Below are 22,946 nucleotides of genomic sequence, written 5' to 3'. Positions count from 1 at the left end.
TCTTCTGCATGCATGTGAAATAATCTCATGGAGTCATTCCGTTTCGGCAGTGAAATGTATGGTCACTCAGTACGACCCTCATTCCTGTGCTTGCCACAGGAATCCAGTCAGCCCGGTCTTGGGCTGAGAAGTCCTTTCGCCGCGCAGACGCGCGTCGGCTGGATTCCTGTGACGAGCACAGGAATGAGGGAGGGCGCAAGCAAAGTCACTCCGCCACCTCTCGCGCCCAGGCCGCGAAATCTGCTGCCGGAACCTCCCAGCCGATTTCGTTCAACGTTTCGTGCCGCATGCCGGGGTAGATACGGTCGGTCACGTTGCTGAAGCCTGCTGCCCGGAACTGCTGAGCCAGCCAGACGATTTCGCGGCCATTGTTGGTGGCGGCGTCTTCGTTGCCGCTGACGAGAAGGATGGGGAGGGTTTTGGGGAGGCGGGAGATGAGTTTCGGGCCGCGATAGGACATCTCGAACACGTCTTGCCACAGCGAGACGCTGGCTTCGAACTGGCAGAGCGGATCGCCAACATAGGCATCGACTGCCGCCTTGTCGTGGCTCAGCCAGTCTGCGGTGGTGCGCTTTTCCGGCATCTTGCTGTTCCAGATGCGGAAGGTTGCCTTGGGCAGGATGGCGCTGGGCACGTCGGAGCCTTTCAGCATTTTTTCGATGCGCAGAACGACCTGCGCCAGACGGCCCATGACGCCGGTGTTGAGGTTGGAGTTCCAGATCGACAGGGCGTCGAAGGCATCCGGGTGGCTGACGGCAGTGTTGAGCGCGATGAGGCCACCCATGGAATGGCCGAAGAGTATGATGGGCAGACCGGGGTGGCGTTCTGCGGCCAATGTGCGGATCGCCATCGCGTCTGCGATGACCTTGCTCACGCCGTCCTTCCAGGCGAAGCGCCCGATGGGCGCATCCCCCGCCTTCGTGCGTCCATGGCCGCGATGGTCGTGGGCGTAGACCTCGAAGCCCTGTGCGGACATGACCTCGGCGAAACGGCGATAGCGCCCGGCATGTTCGACAAGCCCGTGACAGATGAGCAGAACACCGCGCGGCGTGCCGGTGGCGGGTTGATGCCGGTAGGCGAGGGTGGCGCCGGAAGGGCTTTCCAGCCGGTTGATTTCGCCAAACATCATATCGTCCATTCCCGTCTCCACAGCTTGGCTTATTCTTGGTTGGAGGTTGCTCCAACGCCCTATTTACCCTACATAGCGGCAACTTTCCCAAACTGACGTGGAGCATTCGCTACAATGGCACGCCAATTCATCTACCACATGTCGGGGCTGAACAAGTCTTACGGCGCAAAGAAGATTCTCGAGAACGTCAACCTGTCGTTCTACCCCGATGCCAAGATCGGTATTCTCGGCCCCAACGGTGCCGGTAAGTCCACGGTGCTGCGCATCATCGCCGGTCAGGACAAGGAATTCACCGGTGAAGCCTGGCTGGCCGAAGGTGCGACCGTCGGTTACCTCGAGCAGGAACCGCATCTGGACGAGACCAAGACCGCGTTCGAAAACGTCATGGTGGGCGTGGCCGACAAGACGGCTGTGCTTGAGCGTTACAACGAACTGATGATGAACTATTCCGATGAGACCGCCGATGAAGGTGCCAAGCTTCAGGACATCATCGACAGCCAGAACCTGTGGGATCTGGAACAGCAGGTCGAAATGGCGATGGAAGCCCTGCGCTGCCCGCCAAAAGAGAGCGACGTTTCCCTGCTATCGGGTGGTGAGCGCCGTCGTATCGCGCTTTGCCGTCTGCTTCTGTCCAAGCCGGACCTGTTGCTGCTCGACGAACCGACCAACCACCTTGACGCCGAAACCATCGCATGGCTCGAAAAGCACCTGCGCGATTACCCCGGCGCCGTGATGATGATTACCCACGATAGATACTTCCTGGATAACGTCACAGGCTGGATTCTCGAGCTCGACCGTGGCCGTGGCATTCCTTACGAAGGCAACTATTCTGCGTATCTGACGGCGAAGGCCAAGCGCATGCAGCAGGAAGCCCGCGAAGACGCAGGCCGCCAGAAGGCGATTTCGCGCGAACAGGAATGGATCGCATCCAGCCCCAAGGCGCGTCAGGCCAAGTCGAAGGCGCGTATCAAGTCCTACGAGCAGCTGGTGGATGCCGCCGACAAGCAGCGCCCCGGCGACGCGCAGATCATCATTCCGGTGTCGGAACGTCTCGGCCAGGTGGTCATCGAGATGGAAGGCATCGTCAAGGGCTTCGAAGGCCGCACGCTGATCAACGATCTCTCGATCAAGCTGCCACCGGGCGGTATCGTCGGTATCATCGGCCCGAATGGTGCCGGTAAGACGACGCTGTTCAAGATGATCACTGGTCAGGAAAAGCCCGATAGCGGTTCGGTTCGCATCGGCGAGACCGTGCAGCTTGGCTATGTCGACCAGAGCCGTGATGCGCTGGATGGCAGCAAGACCGTCTGGGAAGAAATCTCCGGCGGTGCCGAAGTCATCAAGCTTGGCAAGTTCGACATGAACAGCCGTGCATATTGCGGTGCGTTCAACTTCAAGGGTGGCGACCAGCAGCAGAAGGTCGGCAACCTCTCCGGTGGTCAGCGCAACCGCGTGCACCTTGCCAAGATGCTGAAGGCGGGCGGCAACGTTCTCCTCCTCGACGAACCGACCAACGACCTTGATACGGAAACACTCGGCGCGCTGGAAACAGCGCTCGAAAACTTCGCTGGCTGCGCCATCATCATCAGCCATGATAGAATGTTCCTCGACCGCCTTGCCACCCACATCCTCGCCTTCGAAGGCGACGGCCATGTGGAATGGTTCGAAGGCAACTTCGAAGACTACGAACAGGACAAGATCCGCCGTCTGGGTGCAGATGCGCTGAATCCGGGCAGCCAGGCTTACAAGCGTTTGACACGGTGATCTGCGCCTGAACTGACACGATACCGAACCCGTCGTATTCCATGAATACGACGGGTTTTGTTTTTTATGTTTGACCGTTTTATTCCGCGAGGTGTCGTTGGAAGAAAGCGACCACCTCGGCATTGAATTGCCTGTGGAAGGCTGTTCGGTCAAAGCCAGGGGCATCCTTGCAGGCGTCCGACGACTCCCGGCCTATGGGGCACATCGTCAGAAACGACATGTGGACGGCATTGGGCACGATCCGTACATCGGGCTTTTCGGGCAGGACTCGCGCCAATGTCGCAACATCTTTTGGCGATGCGCCGCCACCCCCACCTAGCTGCGAGCCCCATAGCTGAAGTGGAATTGTGACATCCTTCACGCTATCTGGCGTTTGAAACACAATGCTCAAAGGGTCTGCGACGACCATGGCCTTGATGCGTGGGTCGTGTGTCAGCGGCGCGAGTGGCAGTGTCTTTTGTTGCGCAGGACGGGCTTGATTTGGTGGCGGGCAGTCTGTTGCTTTCGGGTCTGCGCAGCGCGGCGGTAATTTGCTGAAATCTGGATTGGCACCGGCAACGACAAGACCAGTATAGCCACCTTGGGAGAAGCCATAGAACCCGATCCGTTGCGGATCGATCTTGGACCTGTCGGGAAATGCCGTGAGCATGAAATCGACGGTTCGCTTGATATCAGCGGGTCTGTTGATGAGGGCGCCCAAACCATTCGCGCGGCTCATATCGGCATAGTTTGCGTTGGGATGATTGATGGCGACGACGATAAAGCCGAAATCGGCCAAGGCCTCGGCAGTGTCATGATGACCGAAATACCATCCGCCATAGCCATGCGATACAATCACGAGCGGTAGTTTGTTCCCGGAAATCGGGCAATCTAGCACTGCCGGTAACGTCATGGATTTGATTTTCACATCGGCAGGCGCCTGTATGCAGGGCGACCACATTGCCGCGTCTATGGCGGGACCATTCGGCCCGTCAGGAATGTGGAGGAATTTCAGGCCTGCTGCCTGAACGGGCGATATGGCCAGACAAAAGCTGGCGGCAAGAGCCAGATGTAAGCGCTTCATGATGATTTCTCCTGCTCGCGAAAACTGCTGTGCAACCGGTTCCCGAACGGGTTGTCGCCGATGAAATGGTGAACTTCGATATCTAGTTCTCACTACCTTGCAATAACAGGTACCGTGTTATATATGTTTTGTAAACACGGGGAATGGAATGGTCGACTCGATCCAGGTTCAGTTGAGAAAAGGCGCTCTCGACCTATGCGTTCTGGCCGTTTTGTCACGGGGGGAGAGCTATGGTTACGAAATCGCCAGCACCTTGGTCGCGGCGGTGGGAATGGGCGAAGGCACGATTTATCCGCTGATGCGGCGCATGCAGAATGACGGCCTGGTGGCTACGCGTCTGGTTGAATCGAGCAGCGGGCCACCTCGAAAATATTATCGGCTAACGCCTTTGGGTCAGACGGTTTTCGAAGCTCATCGACGGGATTGGCGCTCCTTTGCGGGCTCGGTCGAAAAACTTCTGGAGGATTTGAAATGACCAGAGACGCCTTTCTGCACGCATTGAGACGCGGTCTAAAGGGCCTGCCGCCTCATGAGATTGACGATATCGTTGAAGACTATTCTGCCCATTTCGCAGAGTCTGAAATCTCCGGTCGGCAGCAAGCCGAGGTCGCTGCTGCCTTGGGTGATCCGGCCAGAATTGCACGAGAACTTAAAGCGGATGCGGGTCTGCGTCGCTTCGAGGCGCAATGGAGTGTCTCGAACATGCTGGCAGCGGTTGTGGCGCTGGCGGGGTTGGCCATTCTGGACGTGGTTTTACTCCTGCCGATGCTTTTTATAATGAGCGCCGCGATCTTGGGCTTTGCTCTGGCTCTCGCAGCCATTGGCGCCTTTGGCCTCAAAATCATCTTTACTGCTGTGGTTTTTCAAGCCGGTAGCACTCTTGCGACGATAGTGGGTAATGTCTTCATCGGTGTGGGGCTGATCAGCTTCTTCATAGGCGGCGGCGCTTTGCTGCTGTTGGCGGTGGGATCCGGCATCCGCCTGTTTGGGCGTTATGCCCGACTGCATTTTAAATTGGCCACGCCAGCTCAAGGCGGCCTTTGACGCTACCCTTTTTTCAAGGATGATAAAATGACCCGAAGACTGGTATTGGTGGCAGCGGCAGGGCTGACAGGAGCGGTCGCTTTTCTGGCGGTGGGCATTGGGCTTGCCGGACATAACCCCGGCGACGTGAAGATATTGTGGGGTGCCGTGGGATCGACTTGCGGATCATCCGTTTCTGCGGATGATCAAATCACTTTACCTTTCGATGTGGTTGACAGTCTGGAGATCAGTCTACCGGCCACAGTGCGCTACGAGCGTGGAGAAAGGCCGGAAATGGTCATAAGCGGCAATCGAAGCTTGCTTGACCATGTTCGGATGGAGGGCGGAAAATTAAGCTTGAACTGCGATCCTGGCTGGCCAGCATCTCCGCTGGATGTGCGTATATCCGGCCCAGCCATTGCCAGTTGGAAGTTAAACGGCAATGTTGAGCTTGGCTTGATGAATGTTGACCAACCCAAGATACGGTTTGATCTTCGAGGAAGCGGGAGCATCATTGCTGCCGGGACCACAGAGAACGTCGATCTGACTATTTCGGGCTCGGGTAAGGCGATGCTCAAGAATTTGACGACTCAATCGGCAAAGATCGATATTCGCGGAAACGGTGATGCAGAGATAACAGCGAAGACAAGCGCCGATGTTTCGATCTCCGGAAACGGAAATATCGATCTGTTCGGCAATGCGGTCCTGCGTCGCTCGGAGATACGTGGAAATGGCCATGTCACGCAGTTACCATAGATTTTGTTGATCAGAGATAGGGTAGCCGCCTTCCCGACCGATGACCTTGCCACGAAGGCAACTTTGAAGACTACGAACAGGACAAGATCCGTCGTCTGGGTGCAGATGCGCTGAACCCGGGAAGCCAGGCGTGTAAGCGTTTGACGCGCTGATCTGCCGATAAAATAAGCGAAGCTTTGAAAGTCGCTGCATCAATTTGATGCAGCGGCTTTTATTTTGGGCATTTTATACTTATTGATTATTGTCAAATAAGCCGCCGCGCTCAAGAAATACTTCTGATTTAGTCTTATTTAATAAAGGTGATGTTTATTCGGGTCTGTGCATATGATCTGCGCGGCGGGGTGGCATGAGGTCACGATGAAGGAGCGAACCTCATGAAATTGGTCGATATTGCGATCAGCAAAAGGCTGTGGGCTGCGGTGACCCTTCCGATGCTTGCAGCCGGTTATCTGTCATATGTTCAACTTTCGGCACGCCTGAACGACTATCACAACATGAATGATGTCGTTGTCATCAGCGAGCAGTTGAAGAAACTGAGCGACATTGCGCACTCCCTTCAGGTCGAGCGCGGATTGACGGCGGGCTTTATCGGCTCCAAGGGTACCAAGAATGTTTCAGAACTTGCGAGCGCGCGCACCCAGACCGATGGTGTCGCGAGCCAGTTCGATACGATTTCCGCATCCCTTTCCGGCGTGAGCGGCGACGCTCTCGCAGCACAATATGCCGCCGCCAAAGCAAGTCTGACATCGACGCTGCAGTTGCGTCAGTCTGTGGATAGTCTTTCGGCAACTGGTGGTCAGGCCTTCGGCTCCTATACTTCGGCAATCGGCAATATTGTTTCGATCGCGTCCGATCTCGTCGAGGAAGTGGGTGATCCGAATATCGCTCGCCAGATCGGCGCCTATGCCGAGTTGATGAAGGCGAAGGAGCTTGCCGGGCAGGAACGCGGGCTCGCCAATGGCTTCATAACGGCCAAGAAGATGGACCCGGCGCGCTTTGCTGATTTTGCGGCCATGGCCGGTGGCCAGCAGGCGCTGATCGATACATTCCTGCTGGCGCAGACACCGCAGCGCAAGGCAAGCTATGGCGGCCTTCTGTCCGCAGCCTCCAAGGACATTGCCGATTTCCGCTCGCGAATCGTGGCGAACGGGCAGGATGCCGATCTAAGTGCTCTGGACAGCACAACGTGGTTTTCGACCGCCACCAAACGGATCGAGCAGCTGAAGCAGATTGAAACGGATAATCTGACCGGCATTTCCGATCTCGCAAAGGCGGGCGCGGGGGCTGCTTTCCAGACGCTCGTCATCATCGGCTTGCTGACACTTGCTGGCGGCTTCGCGATGGTGATTTTCTCCGGCATCATGGCTATGACCGTCGTTCGCCCCATCGGGACGATGGTGGCTGCCATGGGTCGGCTTGCCAAGGGCGAGATCGACAGTGCTGCCATTGCCTCGGGCCGCAAGGACGAGATTGGCGATATGGAGCAGGCGGTCGAAATCTTTCGGCAGTCAGCCATCCGCAACCGTGAACTGGAAGCGGCGGAAGCTGACAACCGCGCCAAGGCTGAGCGTGAACGCTTGGAGATGCAGCGTGCGGCAGAAGCCGAGGCCGAGGCGCGTCTGGTGCAGGCCACCAGCACATTCGCTGCCAGCATGAAGCGGCTGGCTGCAGGCGATATGCTGTGCGAATTGCACGAACCGCTGTCATCGCAGTTCGAAACCTTGCGGGTGGACTTCAACAGTTCGGTTCGGCAATTGCGCGAAACGCTCGCCAGCGTTGGCCAATCGGTCTCGACGGTGACGGGCGGTTCGCACGAGATATCGTCTGCGTCGGACCACCTTGCCAAGCGCACGGAGCAGCAGGCTGCTTCATTGGAAGAAACCGCTGCCGCGCTCGAGCAGATTACCGCCAATGTGACCTCGACATCGAAGCGATCTGCCGAAGCGCGCGGCGTGGTGCGGACGGCTCGCGAAAAGGCCAGCACGTCCAGTGACGTGGTGCGCAACGCGGTTGTTGCCATGGAGAAGATCGAGCATTCCTCCAAACAGATTGGCCAGATCATCGGGGTGATCGACGAGATCGCCTTCCAGACGAACCTGCTGGCGCTCAACGCCGGTGTGGAAGCTGCGCGTGCGGGGGAGGCGGGCAAGGGCTTTGCTGTTGTCGCTCAGGAAGTGCGCGAACTGGCGCAACGGTCTGCCAAGGCCGCCAAGGAGATCAAGGAACTGATCGGCAATTCCGCCATCGCTGTGGGTGAAGGTGTGCGCCTCGTTAGCGATACGGGCGCAGGACTGGGTGAGATTGCCGAACTGGTGCAGTCGGTCAATATTCATATGGAAGCGATTGCGACAGCAGCGCAGGAACAGTCCGTGGGTCTTGCCGAGGTGAATACGGCCGTAAACCACATGGACCAGGCCACACAGCAAAATGCGGCAATGGTGGAAGAAATGAATGCCGCGGGTGCTTCGCTCGCACAGGAAAGCGCGAACCTGAACGGTCTTCTTTCGAACTTCCAACTGGGTCAGCAGGGTGCCAGCAGACAGGCGCCTGCGACACGCTCAGCGCCTCAAGCGGTGCGTCCTGCGGCACGCCTTAGCGTTCCAATGACGCACGGCAATGCGGCGCTGGCCGTGACATCGGATTGGGAAGAGTTCTAAGTTTTACAAAATAGAACTGAGAGAGGCGGCACTTGCCGCCTCTTTTGCTATATGAGGCGTCGAATATCTCACGCGTTGCAGCGCTAGCCTTTATCGAGCGCGTTCCACTCCGAAAGCGTCATCATACCCGGAATGTCGGGCCGAGCCTTGCCCGGTAAAATCGTGATATATTCCAGCTGATGGCCGTCGGGATCGTTGAAATAGACGTTGGCCGATGGCATCCAGGGGAAGACGCTGGGTTCGTTGATTTCCATGCCTGCGCCGTTGCGCGGAACGATGCCTTGGGTGCGCAGGTATGCGGGCGCTTCGATGACCTGATCGATTGTCGTCTGAAACGCGATGTGCAGCCTCATTCGCATCGGTGAACTGTGGATCGACCATAGGCCGAGCATGGAAGTTTCGCGCCCGCCGATCCAGAAGAAGGCGACGTTTCGGTCCGCTATGGTGTGCGCCAGTTCAAGGCCGACGACGTCACGGTAGAAATCGATCGAGCGATCGAGGTTCGAGACGGTCAGATGGGTCTCGTAAAGGCCTTTGATGGAAATCATGGTTCAACTCCTGTTGGTCGTACTGACGCTTGATTGATGAGTTGATAGGGTTCATACGACCTCAACTATAGTTGAGGTCAATAGGGTATGGTTGATATTCATCGGGAGCTGTCGGTTGGCGAGGTGGCCAGGCGCTGCGGCGTTGCCGTTTCCACGATCCATTTCTATGAGGCGAAAGGGCTTTTGGCAGCGTCGCGCAATGCCGGAAACCAGCGGCGCTATCCGCGAGAGATTTTGCGCCGTGTGGCCGTTATCAGGATTGCCCAACAGGCTGGTATTCCGCTTGCTGAAATCAAGGAGGCCTTATCGGGATTGCCGAATGGTCGGACGCCGAATGCCGAAGACTGGAAGAAACTCGCCAGCGCGTGGCGGGCGGCACTCCAGAGCCGGATCGACAAGCTGACGCAGTTGAGAGACGATCTGGAAGGCTGTATCGGATGCGGGTGCCTGTCCGTGAAGGATTGTCCATTGCGGAATCCCGGTGACATTCTGGGGAGTGAGAAAGCAGGGGCGGCGCTTCTGCCATGAGCAGACACTGCGTGTTCCGCCCACCGGTCAAAGCAAAGCAGCGGCTGAAATTCATGTGTCGATTTTCTGGTGCCCAGCGACGCACCCGTCTTGCATATCCGCGCTAATCGTATAAAGATATCTTTATATGTTGATTGGCTTGAGGTGTGGTGTTGGCTTTAGGGCTTGATAATCTGGTTGGGCTGTTGAAGGCGGCGGGGGAGCCTACGCGGTTTCGTCTGCTGGCGCTTCTGGCGGCTGGCGATTTGACCGTGACGGATCTGACCGAGATTCTGGGTCAGTCGCAGCCGCGCATCTCGCGTCACCTGAAGCTTCTGGCCGAGGAAAATCTTGTTGACCGTTACCAGGAGGGTGCGTGGGCATACTTCCGTTTGCGTCAGGATGGCAAGTCCGCCGAGATGATAAAGCAGTTGCTGGCTGTCGCATCGCCCACGGATTCCGTTCTGCTGCGTGATAGCGAGCGTCTCTCTGCGGTCAAGCGGGTGAGGGCTGAGCGGGCGCAGGATTACTTCAGCCGCAACGCTTCGGCCTGGGACGAGCTTCGCCGCCTGCACGTCAGCGATGATGCGGTGGAAGGTGCGCTTTTGAAACTGATCGGCACGACGCCGGTCGATTCGATGCTCGATCTGGGAACCGGCACGGGCCGCATCCTGCAATTGTTCAGCGGCACCTATCGCCGCGCCATCGGTATCGATGCCAGCCGCGACATGCTGGCCGTTGCCCGCTCCAATCTCGACAAGGCCGGTGTGGCGCATGCCTCTGTCCGGCACGGCGATATTCTGAACCTGCCGCTGGAAGGTCAGGATTTCGACCTTGTGGTGGTGCATCAGGTTCTGCACTTCCTCGATCACCCGGAAATGGCACTTGCCGAGGCGGCGCGCATGCTGCGCCCCAACGGGCGTCTTGTCATCATCGATCTGGCGCCGCATTCGCTGGAATATCTCAGGGAAGACCATGCGCATGTGCGCCTCGGCTTCTCACATCAAACCATGGAAGAGTGGCTGAAAAAGGCTGGCCTCACACCGGAAAAAGCATTCGATCTGCATTCCGGCAAGGCATCTGCCCAGTCTCTCGACGTAACAATCTGGGTTGCGCGCGATCCACGCCTGCTGATTGCGGGCGAGGAGGCGATTGACGCACCACTTCTTTCCGCCGGGAGGGCATGACATGACGAAGACTGAGGCAGACCACCGCGAACACGGAAATTTCAAGCTTTCCTTCGAGTTCTTTCCTCCCAAAAACGCGGATATGGACGTGCAGCTGTGGGAAACCGTCGAGGAGCTTTCGCGCTGGAACCCGGACTTCGTGTCGGTGACATATGGCGCAGGCGGCACCACCAAGGCTCCCACGCTTCAGGCCGTGCAGCGCATGATCTCCATTGCCGGATTGCCGACGGCTTCGCACCTGACCTGCGTGGATGCCAGCAAGAGGGAAGTGCATGATGTGGTTGAGGAATTCCGCGAGGCGGGCGTAAAGCATTTCGTGGCCCTGCGTGGCGACCCGTCCACCGGCATCGGTACGGATTACAAGCCGCACCCTGAAGGCTACGAAAACGCCGCAGCGCTGGTGCGCGGGTTGCGCGAGATCGGTGATTTCGAGATTTCCGTTTCGGCCTATCCCGAAAAGCACCCGGAGAGCGAAAGCGACGCTGTCGATATCGATATGCTCAAGCGCAAGGCCGACAATGGTGCGACGCGGGCGCTGACGCAATTCTTCTTCGATAATGATATTTTCGAGCGCTACATGGAGCGTGTCGCCAAGGCGGGCATCACCATTCCAGTCGTGCCGGGTATCATGCCGATCCAGAACCTGACGCAGTTGAAGCGTTTTGCCGGTCGTTGTGGCACTAGCGTTCCATCATTTCTGGATGACCGTTTTGCCGGTTTTGATGAGGACCCTGCGGGACGCGCGAAGGTTTCCGCTGATGTGGCTGCCGAGCAGCTCGCTGACCTGCAACGGCGCGGCGTCAACGAATTCCATCTCTACACCATGAACCGCGCGCCGCTGGTCAATGCGGTTCTGGAAAACGTGGGCTTTCGGCCATTGAGAAGATCGGCGGCGTAAAGCCGCACTTTCCAACGCGATATCATCAAATGTAAAAAGCGCAGGTTTTGGAAAACCTGCGCTTTTTCTATGGCAAATGATGATCAACTACCGGGTGTCTGCGATAACCCCAAGGTGCGTGTCAGATGAATAACATCACTCCGACAAACGCGAACGCAACACCGACTGCTAAGGCATTAAGAGAATTTGTAAGTCCCATGCTCTGCCTCCTTTACGTTGACAGTAATCATTATGACCGATTTGTGTCTCTTGAAAAGCAAATTCTATGATGCGGTGCACCTGACAAGCGCATGAAATTTCAGCATTTTGCTGCCAATGCGTTGATATACAAGTTATATTACAGTGTGAAAAACTAGGTGCGAAATGTGAAAAAAGTAAACGGCCGTGGTTAATGCCACGGCCGTTTGTCTTAATCAGTCCGAATCTGCGTATCGAGCGTCTTAAAGCGCGTCCAGCAGAGCACGGGTCGGCCAGCCGTCTGCGGGAAGGCCAAGGCGCTGCTGTTCACGCTGAACGGCGATGCGGGTGCCGGAACCCAGAATGCCATCGATCTTGCCGACATCATGCGTCTTGGCATCGAGCTTCGTCTGGAGTTCCCTCATGGCGGCATCGTCAAGGCCGGGTTCCGGGTTACCCTTGGCGTAGACAGGGGCGCCCATGAAGCGGGTCGCGAAATAGGCAGCCGACGTGGTGTAGATGAAGGACTGGTTCCATTCCAGATAGATGTTGAAGTTCGGGTAGGTGATAAAGGCCGGTCCCTTGCGACCCTGCGGCAGAATGAGGGCAGCGGGCAGGGCGGCGAAATTCTTGTTGCCGTCACGTGGGGTCACACCAAGGTCGAACCACTGAGCAGCCGTCATGGTGCCGCCGAGGCCCGATTTTTCCCACGGGAGATTTTCGGGCACGGAGACCTCCTGAATCCAGGGCTCGCCCTTTTTAAAGCCGAGATGCTGGATGAACTTGGCGGCTGTCAGAATGGCATCCGGGCTGCTGGACTTGACGTTAACGTGGCCGTCGCCGTCACCATCCACGCCGAATGCGATGATGTCCTTGGGCAGCATCTGGACCTGACCGATTTCACCGGCCCATGCGCCGGTGTTGGTGGCGGGGTCTAGGTCACCGTGCTGCACCATTTCGGTGAGCGCGATCAGCTGTGGACGGAAGAGTTCCGGGCGGCGGCAGTCGTGCGACAGGGTGACGAGCGCGTTGCGGGTGTTGAAATCGCCCTGCACGGCGCCGAAATCCGTTTCCATGGCCCAGAAGGCTGCGATGACGCCAGCGGGCACGCCGAATTCGTCATCGGCGCGCTTGAAGGCAGCGGAGTATTCCTGAAGCTTCTTGCGACCCAGATCGAGGCGGCCCTGGCTGACGGTACGCTGCGAGAATTCAAGGAAGGTCTGGCGGAATACGCCCTGTGCACGGTCACGCGACAGAACCTTCTGGTCGATCTGCGCACCAGCCAGCGCCTTGTCGACAGCCTCTGCCGGAACGCCCTTGCCGACGGCTTCGGTCTTTACGCCTGCCAGAAACGTTGCGAGATCGCCACCGCAAGCAACCTGCTTCGGGTCATCCGGCGAGGTTACAAGGGGGACGGCCAGTGCGGAGCCGCAGGATAATGTGAAAAGGGTGGCAGCAAGTGCGAAGCTGCGGGGCGAGAAGCTGAACATCCGAATTCCTCAAATGAAATGATGCCCCTGCCTTGGCCAAGATTTTGGCGGAAGCGTGGGCAAGACGTGGGAAAAGCGCAACCGAACGGTTTGTTTCCGACGCCAAGCGATTATTTCGCAGCACATCTGCCGTATCTGGTGGAAAAATCAAGCCTGGATCATCAGCTTCGTGGCTTGGACGCAGAAGCCACCCAGGTTCGCCAGTTCTTTTCCGACCCGGCAAAGACGTTGATATCCGTTGGCGTGCTGATGCCGGGAATGACGCCGGTGCCGGTATATTGCCAGAACGACCATTGCCGATCGCTGTAAATATCGGTTGGGTGCGCCGCGACGGAGCGCACCCAGAACGGGTAGCTCTTGAACTGGCCGACCAGATTGTCGCGATGGAAATCGACGCTGGTGTAGATGATCGGGCGCTTGCCATAGTGGGTTTCGATGCGGGTGAGGAAGCGCTGAAGTTCGGCGCGCACGACATCCGGTGCAGGCCGCGTCTTGCAGGTGGGGGAGGCCGGGTTCCACTCCACGTCCAGAACCGGCGGCAGCTTCATGGATTCCTTCGGCACGTTGCGAATGAACCAGTCCGCCTGCGCATCCGCAGTCGCGCAGAAATAATAGAAGTGATAGGGCGCGTGCGGCACGCCCGCCGCAGAGGCTTCGCGCCAGTATTCGTCAAAGCGTGCGTCTATGCGATCTGTGCCTTCGGTGGCCTTGATGAAGGCGAAGGACACGCCGGATTTACGAACCGTGGCCCAGTCGATATCGCCATTCCACTTGGAGACATCGATGCCGTGAACCTCGTGCTTGTGCGGCGATCTGGAGCCGAAATCGTGCGGATCGTTATCCTTGAAACGTGGCTTGGCGACGGATGCTGTCTCGAGAAAGTCATAGCTGGTAGAGGTGCAGCCGCTCAACATGAGCGCAGTCGCGAAAAGAGCCGGAAGTAGCCGCTGCATGATGATCCCAGAACGTATGATTTTCCCACCAGTCGTCTTGCAAGACGCGCTGTTAACTTCTGTTTACCATAACAGGGTAAACAAGCCGTTATGGCAAGGTGCTGTGTGGAGAAATGTAGTCGACCTTGTGTTGAAGCATATCGATAGGCAGAGCGTGTGGCTTACCCCCCTCTGTCCTGCCGGACATCTCCCCCGCAAGGAGGGAGATTGGCTGGGCGCCTGCTCCGCATTCCGTCCGCAACTTTATCGCTAGTCACTTCCAACTCCACAACATTCAGGGAGGCCGAGAGCTATCCGCGGTTCGATCTCCCCACCTGAGGGGGAGATGCCCGGCAGGGCAGAGCGACTGTCTTGGCAGTCAAGCGTTTTGCCATGGTTTATTCTCCCGGATGATGGCGTTGAGGATGGTGAGTAGCTTGCGCATGGTGGCCACGATGGCGACGATCTTGGGCTTGCCGGATGCCACGAGACGATCGCGGAATTCCTTGAGCAACGGGTTGTGGCGAGATGCGACCAGTGCTGCCATGAACAGCACCGCCCGCACCTTGGAGCGCCCGCCACCGATGAAGCTCTTGCCTTTCCACTTGCCCGATTGCCGCGTCCATGGTGCCAGTCCCGCAAGGGATGCGATCTGTCGGCGGTTGAGGCTGCCAAGTTCCGGCATTTCGGCCAGAAGCGTGCGTGCCGTGGCCCGCCCGACACCTGGAACCGAGGTCAGCAGTGCTTCGCGCACACGCCACAAGGGGGACTTGCGGATATGCTCATCCATATCCGTGTCAATGCTGTCCTTCTCGCGGTTGAGCGCAGCCAACAACCGTTTGATGCTTTTGTGGGTGGTCTTGTCCAACGCCATCCGCAACCGGTTCTCTTCGGCCACGATCATCTGAACGATCTGCCGTCTGCGATCGACAAGGGCCGATAACGCCTGGGTTTGCGCATCGGGCAGCGACCGGATCTGCGGTTTCGTCGCCACGACGAAAGCGGCAATCAGGGCTGCATCGATCGCATCGGTCTTGGCACGCCGACCGATGGCGTTGGCATAGGCCCGGACCTGCGCCGGGTTGACGACGATCACGCAGATGTCGCACGCCGCAAGCTTTGCCACCGCCAGCGTTTCGAAGCCGCCCGTCGCCTCCACGGCCACGAGATCAACCTTTTCCGCCTTGAGGCGAAGCACCAGCTCTTCGATGCCGTCATGGTCGTTTCCGACGAAAAAGCTTGTACCTGAGGGTGAAACCGCAACGTCGAGGCGATCCTTGGAGACATCTATACCAACGATAATATCCATCTTATCCCATCCTTGCCTAAGCGGGCTTTGCTCGCGCAAGCGGCCCTGGCGACTGTTCGGGTTCGATGGAACGGCGGATGCACGACCGGGCTCTGCCACGGGCTTGGTGTCCCTAAGGGGCTTCGGTCTCACATCCGCCACCGCACTGGACAGTACACACCCAAATGACGGTGAAGGGAAGTTACAAGGGGGGTGAGCCACACCCACTGCCGTGGGCTATGTTTCGACTTCAACCCTTCTGCAGCGTCAGCACAGCGCGCCATGCGTAACCACGCATGATTGGCTGGAACTCCAGTGTGGCATTGTGGGTGCCTGCGATGGCTTCCAGCACGTAGCGCATGTTGTTGCGTGGCGTGACGTGAAATTTCGTGAGCCAGGCCTGAAGCAGGCTGCGGAACCAGCGGGGCAGGTCTTCCTGCTGGCCAAAATCCACGATGTGCAGCGAACCGCCGGGGGCAAGTGCCAGCACGGCGCGTTCGATTGCCTTTTCCCAATCCGGTATCATCGACACGGCGTAGGAAATCATCACACGGTCAAAGCCGTTGGTGCGGCTGAATTCGCTGGGCTTGAAGGTGGTGGCGTCGGAAACGCGCAGGATGGGGCGTTCGCGATGGCCGCCGAAATTCTCGCTGGCGGTCGTCAGCATCTCGGCGGAAATATCGAGGCCGTAGAGCTTTGCAGTGGGAAATAGCCGGGAGGCGCGCAGGAGGTTGCGGCCCGTGCCGCAGCCGATTTCCAGCAGACTGCCGCCCTGGGGAACGTCCAGCCTGTCGATGGTGGTATCGCGGCCCAGAAGGTAGTATTTGCGGGTTATATCGTAGATGTGCCGCTGGTGGCGGTACATGCGGTCCATCAGGTTGGCGTGTTTGACATCGCCGAGGCTGATATTATCGCCGATGCTCTTCATGCCTGGGCCCTCTGGTAAATGTGGAAGCCGCCGTAAATGGCGGAACGGTCCCGCGCGTTCAGCTCCTGCGAACGCTCCGCGAGATAGGTCCACTGCGCGGCGACATCCGGCGAGAGGCGTCCCTCGATGACGCTTTTTTCCGCCGCAGTACGGAAAATGACGCGGGCGTCAGGTGCCGCCGTGCGGCTGATCTGCGACCACAGCTCGTTGATCTGCGTATCGGTCATCCAGTCCTGCGCATCGAGCAGCACGTAGCGATCAACCGATGAGGCAGGCTTTGTGGCCAGCAGTTCGGTGAAGGTCGCGTGGTGGACATGCACACGGGCCGCGTTTTCGCGAATTGCCGCATAGTAATCCTGACGCAGATAATCCGGCAGGGCGCCCTCCTGTGACTGAGGATAGCGGCGCGCGAAGGCCTGCCAGGCGAAGTAGTTATCCTTCAGCGGGAAGTCGCACGCCAGTTTTTCGAGGCGCTGGCGCAGCACCGGCGCAATCGTGTTGCCGTCGGAAAGGCTTGCAAGCTCATCATACTGGCGCGGTGGAATGCCCAGGCCGAACAGCGAGCTTTTACGCTTCGTCAGCCAGCGAATCATCGGCTTGTCGAAGAGAGGTGCGACCTTGCTGTCGAAGAACTGCCGCTGCTCGTCGATGGAGCGAGCATTCGCCATGTCCTGAAGCTTGACGCCGTGCAGGCGCGCCAGAACGTGGCCCGCGCCGATGAAGCGGCCAAGCAGGCCGGTGCGGTAGATATTGCGGTCGAATACGGAGATGCGACGACGGCCCGTCAGGGTGCGTCTGGACCAATAGGCGCGGGTCTGGGCATCCAGATGCGGGGCGATGAAGCGATCATAGCCATCGCTGTTGGAGCGCACATTCGCCACGCCAAACTGGCGTACAACGTCACCATGTGCAGGCAGATGGCGGAAGGCGGCGAGTTTGAGCTTGTTCAGCGCGATGTGGTGCGGATTGAGATCGACGACATCGATGCGTGCGGGATGGCGCGACAGATAGGCCAGCACGTTGCAGCCGCCTGACCCGATGGTAACGATGCTGTGGCCTTCGCGCAGTTCCATGGCCTGCATGTCGACATCCGGGTCCTCCCAGATTTGCGGATAGACAAGACCGGAAAACAGCACGCCGAACAGGCGCTCCGACAGGCCGCTGGTGGACAGGGCCTTGTGCTGGAGGAGGGCGGCTTTGAGTTTTACGTTTTTGCTGAAACCGGTCTTCGGCGCGACACTCGTCATGGGATTCGACCTCTCATTCGGTTGAGAGGCGTTTAGCGATGAGACGCAACAGTTTGATGACGGGGTGTGGATGCTGCATTAAACGTTGGCGGGCTTGGCTTACCCCCCTCTGGCCTGCCGGCCATCTCCCCCTCAGGTGGGGAGATCGGCTGGGCGCGCGCACCTAATCCCATCCGCAACGTTCAAGATGGGCGAGAGCTTGCTACGATTCGATCTCCCCACCTGAGGGGGAGATGCCCGGCAGGGCAGAGGGGGGGAGCCCCATGTGCCGACATTCAATGATTGGAAAAGATCGAGCCGCCGTTACTTCCGTAACACGTGCAGCATGCCCTTGCGCTTGGCGTCGTAATAATAGCCGCGGGCGTAGAGCCTGACGGCATTGTCGCGGTCATTATCGGCAACCATCCATGCGCCGCGCAGGTATTTCACGGCATATTTGAGGTTGGTTTCTGCGTCGAAAAGGCCGGAGGCGGGGCCGTCGAAGCCCATGGAGCGGGCTGTGGCGTGTTTGATTTGCATGAGGCCGAAGTGGCCGCCGTTGACGGCGCGGGGATTGTAGCGGCTTTCGCGCATGACCACGCGGTGCACGAGATCTTCCGGCACGTCATACATGGTGGCGTATTTGCTGATGAGGCCGCTGAGCTTCTGGCGACCCATCATCGTGGGGGCGTCCGGTGCGGTGGTCAGGCCTTCACGGGTGCTGATGGCGGCGAGCGCTGCATTTTGCGGGGCCGAGGCATAGGCGAGCATAGCGCCCTGCGGCTTCGGAACCGGGATGACGCTCTGCTGCTTCATCATCTCTTCTGTCAGTGGAACGGCAGCAGCCGAAGGTGTTCCCGGCGCGCCAGGGGCCGGTGGGAAGCTGCCCTTCATGGCAACGACCTGGGGCAGGGCGGCAGTGTTGGCCTGATGCATGACCGCAGTCGTTGCAGGTGTAGGTGCAGCTGGCGCTGTGAGTGCGACCTGCTGGGCCTCAACCGTCGTCTGGGCCTGTGGCTGAATTTGTGCGTCTATGGCGGCGGCTGCTGCGATTTCCGCTGCTGGCGGAAGCGCCACGCGGCCACCCTTGACGGCGGCGGTGGTGGGCAGTGTTTCAGTTGCTGTGTTGGACGCAACTTCGACGGGGGCGGTCGTGCCTGCTGAGGCGGCCTGGGCGTCGGTCGTTACGCTTGCGGGTGTCTGGGGCGCTGAGGCGATTTTCGGCTGTAGCGCATCGCTCTTGGATGCCACTTCGACGCTGGTGCATCCTGCCAGTGTCAGCGCGATGCCCACCGTGGACGACAGAAGTAGCGCCGATTTTCGACGAAAATTGCCTGAAATTTTCATGCTGCCGCCTTTGAGTGCGCCTGTCACTTGATACCCCCGTTTCAAACGAAGCAGGCAGTCCCTATCCGGCGATCATTAACCTATCGTAAGGATTCCGGCAAGCCGGGACGTGACAGTGAATTTTCAGGCAGCGATACGGCGGTATCCGGCGGTGACGGCACGGCCTGCGATGAAGTGCGTACGGCGGGGATTTTTCAGCTTTTTGGCGACCGACATGCGCCGCACGGAGCGGATGGTGAAGCGAGCAAAGCAGGCCTGGGCGAGGATGCAGACGAAGGCCATGAGCAGGACGACGGCCTGCATTTGTGTCACCATTTCCACCACATCGCGGGTGCCGTTAACGAATTGCACGAGGAAGGCTACGAAGAAGCCGAAATAGCGCAGACGCAGCGATGCCTGGACGAAGCAATCAGTGAAGATGGTGCCGAACGTCTTGCCGCGCAGATTGTCGTTGTCGGCATTGGCTTCGCGGGCGGCGGGCGTTGCAATCGTCCACAGGCTGAACAGCATCAGCCAGCCGGTGCCAGCCCACTGCGCGATATAAAGAACAGGAGAGGGGAGAAACTCCGCGCCTGCGACGATAATGGCTGCGGCTGTAACGGTGGTGACGATGCCGAGCGTTGCGCCTGTGACGGCAGCGACGAGGGCGCGCTTACCGCGAATGGCGGCGTAGCTCGCGACTTTGAACGAGATGGGCGAGGGCAATGCGAACAGAATCACACAGGCTGCACAAAAGACCAGCCAGACTTGTGCGGACATATGCTTTCCTCCTTGCCCTCCCCGACGTCATTTTCGTCAAGAATACAGCATCGGCCCCGAAACCAAAACGGATTTCTAGGCCGATGACAGATATCGTCGGGGCGGTGTGTTTACGCCACAGTGGATCAGCTTGATCGCATAATGCGGCGTAAAGACGGATGGAGTGTGCGGTCAGGCGGCCTTGTAGGGCTGGCCGATGTGGCTCATCACATCACCGAACCATGGAGTCGACAGGTCGAAGTGCTTGCCGCCCTTGATGCGTGGAAACTCGATGGTGCGCAGCTTGCCGCCCTGATCCTCGTCATGGCCGGTCACACCGGACACCTTGTTCAAGGCGCTTTCGACGGCCAGATCGACCATGCTCTGGATGAGGCGAAGGTCTTCGCCATTGGCCGGGGCGGAGCGGGCGTAATAGCCGGATTTCTGCACCATGGTGCGTTCCGCACCGATGAGGCCCGCGAACTGCTTCTGGAACCAGCCGCCGACATTGATCGTATCGATCTTGACGTGGCCGAAGGCATCGCGCTTGACGGTGTCGCCAGCCGCTTCACGCTCGGCAACGATGGAATCGAGACCGGCACCTTCCGAAACGAACAGGGTGACGAAGCCGGTATCGTCCATAATCTTCTTCAGGCGCTCGGCTTCGGCTTTGATATCGAATGCCATTTCCGGCAGGTATAGGCCATCGATGCTCTTGAGTTGCTCGCCCATCAACAGACCTTCGACATATTCATTGCCTTTTGTCTTCTGGATATAGGCGCGGGCGGTTGCCGCCGTCAGCCAGCCGCAGTGGCGGCCCATGACTTCGTGAATGACGAAGGTCTTGGGTGCGGCACTCTGCTCGTTGCTGACATTGTCGAAGAAGTTCGCGCCGACTTCGGCTGCGGTCCATGCGCCCAGCGACTGCTTGATCGGCACGACGTCGTTATCGACCGTCTTCGGTAGGCCGACGACAGTAAGATTATAGCCGTTGGCACCGAGATAGGCCGCAAGATCGGCGGCTGTCGTATTGGTGTCATCGCCACCTATGGTGTGGAGAATGGTGACGCCATCCTTCGCGAGACGATCTGCCGCGACGGCCAAGGGGTTTTCGCCTTCCTTGACGAGGCCGCGCTTTGCACAGTCGGCGGCATTGGTCAGCTTCACGCGGCTGTTGCCGATGGGCGAGCCGCCGTAACGGTGCAAGAGAGGCGCCTTCTCGCGCATATCTTTGGTGATGTCGACGCTGTCGCCCAGAAGCACGCCCTGATAACCGGAGCGGTACGCCACGATGTCGATGTCAGGAGCAATGTCGCTGTAGCGTTCGATCAGCCCGCCCACGGCGGAAGAAAGGCAGGGCGCAAGACCACCTGCGGTCAACATTGCGACTTTCTGTTTAGCCATCGTGGCTCTCCTTCGAGTTCTTTGCAAAGATGTCGTGGCAAATGGATGCGTGACAGAATGTGGCATGTAAAGTGAATTTCTCAAGAAAATCGCGGAATTTCAAAGCGATTGAATGAGTTAGCCGATATAATCGTTTCAATTGACACGCGACCTTCGGCGGTCATCCCAGCCTGTGGAAAACCGATTTGGCGTTCTCGACGTATTAGCAATTCAAGTCAGTCGATATGATCGCAAGATGAAGAAAAGTTAATGGCATGCGACCGTTATGCATATTGCATTCAGCAAATCGGGCCTTATGCTTGGAGGAATGATGTACGATTTCGCCTGTTTGCAACTTTCATCGCTGTGGGAACGGCTGCTCGGCGCAATCGGCGATGCAGCAGGCAACGTGCTTGGACGCGTGATCGAGGCTGTCAGAACCGTCTTCGAAGGCGACCCGGAAACCCGTCGTCAGGTGTCCTTCTCCGTCGCCATCATCGCGCTGTCCGCCAAGATGGCGAAGGCCGATGGCATGGTCAACGATGCCGAGGTTAAAGCATTCCGCCAGATATTCGACTTTCCTGAAGAGGAAGCCAAAAACGTTGCGCGGCTCTACAACCTCGCACGACAGGACGTTGCAGGCTACGAGGCCTATGCAGAGCGCCTGTCTGGCCTGTGCGGTTCGGGCGAACAGAATTGCGACATGCTGGAAAGCGTGATTGACGGGCTGTTTCATATCGCCAAGGCCGATGGCTTGATTCATGAGCGCGAAATGGCGTTTCTGGGCCGCATCGCAGAGATTTTCAGAATCACCGAAGATCATTTCGAAATGATCATGGCGCGGCACGTGCATATGGAAGGGCGCGACCCTTACCGTGTACTGGGTGTTTCGCCTGGTGACGACTTCATGGATATTCGCAAGCGTTATCGTTCGCTGGTGGCCGAACACCACCCGGACAAGCTAATTGCGCGTGGCGTGCCGATGGAACTGCATGCGGCAGCCAATGAACGCATGGCGGCGTTGAATGCGGCCTATGCGGCCATCGAGAAAGAACGCCGCGTCGCATGAGTGATTTCACTGCGGACTATAAGGGCGCGACCGTCGTGCCTTCGCCAAACCATGGCGAGCGCATCGATGTGAGCGCGCCCGACATCATCATTCTGCATTATACCGGCATGGGCACCGCAGACAGCGCGCTGTCTTGGCTGTGCAATCCCGAAAGCCAGGTCTCCAGCCATTACTTCGTGTTTGAAGATGGCCGGGTGATACAGCTGGTGCCGGAAACGCGTCGGGCATGGCACGCGGGCAAAAGCGTTTGGGATGGCTCAAACGATATCAATTCGCGCTCCATCGGTATCGAGATTGCCAATGCCGGGCATCCGGCGGGGTTGCCGGACTTTCCTGAGGCGCAAATCCGTGCCGTCATCGAATTATGTCGCGATTGCGGCGAGCGGTGGTCCATCGCGCCGGAACGGGTGCTGGGGCACTCCGATATCGCACCGGTGCGCAAGATCGATCCGGGCGAAAAGTTTCCGTGGGACGTGTTGTCGCAAAACGGTGTCGGACACTGGGTTCCTCCAGCAACCATTGGCGGTGGCAGGTTCTTTCAGCGGGGCGATAGCGGACAGCCGGTCGAAGCGCTGCAATCCATGTTGTCGCTGTATGGATACGGCGTTGAAATAACAGGCCATTATTGCGAGAAAACCGAAGGCGCGGTGGCTGCATTCCAGCGCCATTTCCGGCCCGCTCTGGTGGATGGCATTGCTGATTTTTCCACCATCGACACGTTGCACCGCTTGATCTCCGAGTTGCCGAAATTTCGCGCTGCCTAGACGCGATTTTCGGAAAATTCTTCTAATATTGAGGGCTCGGCAGTCGATATTTTTCGATTTGCCACAGTATAT

General features: G+C 58.3%; 21 protein-coding genes. 10 read left to right on the top strand and 11 right to left on the bottom strand.

The features are described 5' to 3' along the window. Positions 1-205 precede the first annotated feature (205 nt). A complete protein-coding gene (locus HRR99_RS10160; protein WP_233121521.1) occupies positions 206-1,138 on the bottom strand; it encodes an alpha/beta hydrolase in 933 nt (310 codons plus the stop codon). A 105-nt stretch (positions 1,139-1,243) separates the two neighbouring features. On the opposite strand from HRR99_RS10160, the gene ettA reads away from it, so the two are divergent. Then, positions 1,244-2,893 (top strand): energy-dependent translational throttle protein EttA, encoded by a 1,650-nt coding sequence (gene ettA, locus HRR99_RS10155; protein WP_112499683.1) that lies wholly within the window; start codon positions 1,244-1,246, stop codon positions 2,891-2,893. A 79-nt stretch (positions 2,894-2,972) separates the two neighbouring features. Here the strand turns inward: ettA and HRR99_RS10150 are convergent, their stop codons facing one another. Continuing rightward, positions 2,973-3,956, bottom strand: a complete 984-nt coding sequence (locus HRR99_RS10150) for an alpha/beta hydrolase family protein (protein WP_233121519.1) — start codon at positions 3,954-3,956, stop codon at positions 2,973-2,975. A 148-nt stretch (positions 3,957-4,104) separates the two neighbouring features. On the opposite strand from HRR99_RS10150, the gene HRR99_RS10145 reads away from it, so the two are divergent. The 4 genes from HRR99_RS10145 (at position 4,105) to HRR99_RS10130 (ending at position 8,392) form a co-directional block, all read left to right on the top strand. Continuing rightward, complete coding sequence (locus HRR99_RS10145; protein ID WP_233121517.1) at positions 4,105-4,431, top strand: PadR family transcriptional regulator; 327 nt, start codon at positions 4,105-4,107, stop codon at positions 4,429-4,431. Further along, on the top strand, positions 4,428-5,000 hold the full coding sequence (locus HRR99_RS10140; protein WP_233121515.1) for a DUF1700 domain-containing protein: 573 nt from the start codon (positions 4,428-4,430) through the stop codon (positions 4,998-5,000). The genes HRR99_RS10145 and HRR99_RS10140 overlap by 4 nt, the downstream gene beginning before the upstream one ends. A gap of 27 nt (positions 5,001-5,027) precedes the next feature. Next, on the top strand, positions 5,028-5,735 hold the full coding sequence (locus tag HRR99_RS10135; RefSeq protein ID WP_233121514.1) for a GIN domain-containing protein: 708 nt from the start codon (positions 5,028-5,030) through the stop codon (positions 5,733-5,735). A gap of 374 nt (positions 5,736-6,109) precedes the next feature. Next, the gene (locus HRR99_RS10130) at positions 6,110-8,392 is read left to right on the top strand and encodes a methyl-accepting chemotaxis protein (RefSeq protein WP_233121512.1); all 2,283 of its coding nucleotides are present in this window, start codon (positions 6,110-6,112) and stop codon (positions 8,390-8,392) included. 83 nt (positions 8,393-8,475) lie between these two features. Here HRR99_RS10130 and HRR99_RS10125 read toward each other — a convergent pair whose 3' ends face one another. Then, entirely contained in the window at positions 8,476-8,940 is a 465-nt protein-coding gene (locus HRR99_RS10125; RefSeq protein ID WP_111837933.1) for a VOC family protein, read from the bottom strand. Positions 8,941-9,027: 87 nt separating this feature from the next. Here HRR99_RS10125 and soxR point away from each other — a divergent pair, with 87 nt between their 5' ends. The 3 genes from soxR to metF all read left to right on the top strand — a co-directional run bounded on the left by soxR (position 9,028) and on the right by metF (position 11,532). Next, the gene (soxR, locus tag HRR99_RS10120) at positions 9,028-9,468 is read left to right on the top strand and encodes a redox-sensitive transcriptional activator SoxR (RefSeq protein WP_233121511.1); all 441 of its coding nucleotides are present in this window, start codon (positions 9,028-9,030) and stop codon (positions 9,466-9,468) included. 152 nt (positions 9,469-9,620) lie between these two features. Further along, a complete protein-coding gene (locus HRR99_RS10115) occupies positions 9,621-10,634 on the top strand; it encodes an ArsR/SmtB family transcription factor (protein WP_111837935.1) in 1,014 nt (337 codons plus the stop codon). Between the two features lies 1 nt (position 10,635). Continuing rightward, on the top strand, positions 10,636-11,532 hold the full coding sequence (metF, locus tag HRR99_RS10110) for a methylenetetrahydrofolate reductase [NAD(P)H] (protein ID WP_233121509.1): 897 nt from the start codon (positions 10,636-10,638) through the stop codon (positions 11,530-11,532). Between the two features lie 440 nt (positions 11,533-11,972). On the opposite strand, the gene HRR99_RS10105 is transcribed toward metF, so the two are convergent. From HRR99_RS10105 to HRR99_RS10070, 8 genes are all read right to left on the bottom strand, one after another. Next, the gene (locus HRR99_RS10105) at positions 11,973-13,199 is read right to left on the bottom strand and encodes a lytic murein transglycosylase (protein WP_233121508.1); all 1,227 of its coding nucleotides are present in this window, start codon (positions 13,197-13,199) and stop codon (positions 11,973-11,975) included. Between the two features lie 161 nt (positions 13,200-13,360). Further along, positions 13,361-14,152, bottom strand: a complete 792-nt coding sequence (locus HRR99_RS10100; protein ID WP_233121506.1) for a glycoside hydrolase family 25 protein — start codon at positions 14,150-14,152, stop codon at positions 13,361-13,363. A gap of 358 nt (positions 14,153-14,510) precedes the next feature. Continuing rightward, complete coding sequence (locus tag HRR99_RS10095) at positions 14,511-15,440, bottom strand: IS110 family RNA-guided transposase (RefSeq protein WP_233121505.1); 930 nt, start codon at positions 15,438-15,440, stop codon at positions 14,511-14,513. 229 nt (positions 15,441-15,669) lie between these two features. Then, the gene (locus HRR99_RS10090) at positions 15,670-16,347 is read right to left on the bottom strand and encodes a class I SAM-dependent methyltransferase (RefSeq protein ID WP_233121503.1); all 678 of its coding nucleotides are present in this window, start codon (positions 16,345-16,347) and stop codon (positions 15,670-15,672) included. Beyond that, on the bottom strand, positions 16,344-17,594 hold the full coding sequence (locus HRR99_RS10085; protein ID WP_233121502.1) for a BtaA family protein: 1,251 nt from the start codon (positions 17,592-17,594) through the stop codon (positions 16,344-16,346). Before HRR99_RS10085 ends, HRR99_RS10090 begins: the two co-directional genes overlap by 4 nt. Before the next feature lie 303 nt (positions 17,595-17,897). Beyond that, positions 17,898-18,947: a transglycosylase SLT domain-containing protein gene (locus HRR99_RS10080; protein WP_479683813.1), complete on the bottom strand. Its 1,050-nt coding sequence runs from the start codon at positions 18,945-18,947 to the stop codon at positions 17,898-17,900. Between the two features lie 96 nt (positions 18,948-19,043). After that, positions 19,044-19,679 carry a LysE family translocator gene (locus HRR99_RS10075; RefSeq protein WP_111837940.1) on the bottom strand — a complete coding sequence of 212 codons (636 nt, stop codon included), beginning with the start codon at positions 19,677-19,679 and terminating at the stop codon, positions 19,044-19,046. A gap of 171 nt (positions 19,680-19,850) precedes the next feature. Further along, a complete protein-coding gene (locus HRR99_RS10070) occupies positions 19,851-21,062 on the bottom strand; it encodes a pyrophosphate--fructose-6-phosphate 1-phosphotransferase (RefSeq protein WP_233121501.1) in 1,212 nt (403 codons plus the stop codon). 307 nt (positions 21,063-21,369) lie between these two features. On the opposite strand from HRR99_RS10070, the gene HRR99_RS10065 reads away from it, so the two are divergent. After that, positions 21,370-22,110, top strand: coding sequence for a J domain-containing protein (locus HRR99_RS10065; RefSeq protein WP_045228950.1), 741 nt, complete (start codon positions 21,370-21,372; stop codon positions 22,108-22,110). Next, positions 22,107-22,874 (top strand): N-acetylmuramoyl-L-alanine amidase, encoded by a 768-nt coding sequence (locus tag HRR99_RS10060; protein ID WP_233121500.1) that lies wholly within the window; start codon positions 22,107-22,109, stop codon positions 22,872-22,874. The genes HRR99_RS10065 and HRR99_RS10060 overlap by 4 nt, the downstream gene beginning before the upstream one ends. The last annotated feature ends 72 nt before the right edge of the window (positions 22,875-22,946 follow it).

This window comes from Agrobacterium vaccinii, from assembly GCF_021310995.1.
Lineage (GTDB): Bacteria > Pseudomonadota > Alphaproteobacteria > Rhizobiales > Rhizobiaceae > Agrobacterium > Agrobacterium vaccinii.
Note: the sequence above shows the minus strand (reverse complement) of the source record. Positions and strands in the feature narration are given on the sequence as shown.

Coding starts and splice junctions, on each gene's coding strand:
- HRR99_RS10160 (WP_233121521.1), bottom strand. CDS start 1,138: ATGGACGATATGATGTTTGGCGAAATCAACCGGCTGGAAAGCCCTTCC.
- ettA (WP_112499683.1), top strand. CDS start 1,244: ATGGCACGCCAATTCATCTACCACATGTCGGGGCTGAACAAGTCTTAC.
- HRR99_RS10150 (WP_233121519.1), bottom strand. CDS start 3,956: ATGAAGCGCTTACATCTGGCTCTTGCCGCCAGCTTTTGTCTGGCCATA.
- HRR99_RS10145 (WP_233121517.1), top strand. CDS start 4,105: ATGGTCGACTCGATCCAGGTTCAGTTGAGAAAAGGCGCTCTCGACCTA.
- HRR99_RS10140 (WP_233121515.1), top strand. CDS start 4,428: ATGACCAGAGACGCCTTTCTGCACGCATTGAGACGCGGTCTAAAGGGC.
- HRR99_RS10135 (WP_233121514.1), top strand. CDS start 5,028: ATGACCCGAAGACTGGTATTGGTGGCAGCGGCAGGGCTGACAGGAGCG.
- HRR99_RS10130 (WP_233121512.1), top strand. CDS start 6,110: ATGAAATTGGTCGATATTGCGATCAGCAAAAGGCTGTGGGCTGCGGTG.
- HRR99_RS10125 (WP_111837933.1), bottom strand. CDS start 8,940: ATGATTTCCATCAAAGGCCTTTACGAGACCCATCTGACCGTCTCGAAC.
- soxR (WP_233121511.1), top strand. CDS start 9,028: ATGGTTGATATTCATCGGGAGCTGTCGGTTGGCGAGGTGGCCAGGCGC.
- metF (WP_233121509.1), top strand. CDS start 10,636: ATGACGAAGACTGAGGCAGACCACCGCGAACACGGAAATTTCAAGCTT.
- HRR99_RS10105 (WP_233121508.1), bottom strand. CDS start 13,199: ATGTTCAGCTTCTCGCCCCGCAGCTTCGCACTTGCTGCCACCCTTTTC.
- HRR99_RS10100 (WP_233121506.1), bottom strand. CDS start 14,152: ATGCAGCGGCTACTTCCGGCTCTTTTCGCGACTGCGCTCATGTTGAGC.
- HRR99_RS10095 (WP_233121505.1), bottom strand. CDS start 15,440: ATGGATATTATCGTTGGTATAGATGTCTCCAAGGATCGCCTCGACGTT.
- HRR99_RS10090 (WP_233121503.1), bottom strand. CDS start 16,347: ATGAAGAGCATCGGCGATAATATCAGCCTCGGCGATGTCAAACACGCC.
- HRR99_RS10085 (WP_233121502.1), bottom strand. CDS start 17,594: ATGACGAGTGTCGCGCCGAAGACCGGTTTCAGCAAAAACGTAAAACTC.
- HRR99_RS10075 (WP_111837940.1), bottom strand. CDS start 19,679: ATGTCCGCACAAGTCTGGCTGGTCTTTTGTGCAGCCTGTGTGATTCTG.
- HRR99_RS10070 (WP_233121501.1), bottom strand. CDS start 21,062: ATGGCTAAACAGAAAGTCGCAATGTTGACCGCAGGTGGTCTTGCGCCC.
- HRR99_RS10065 (WP_045228950.1), top strand. CDS start 21,370: ATGATGTACGATTTCGCCTGTTTGCAACTTTCATCGCTGTGGGAACGG.
- HRR99_RS10060 (WP_233121500.1), top strand. CDS start 22,107: ATGAGTGATTTCACTGCGGACTATAAGGGCGCGACCGTCGTGCCTTCG.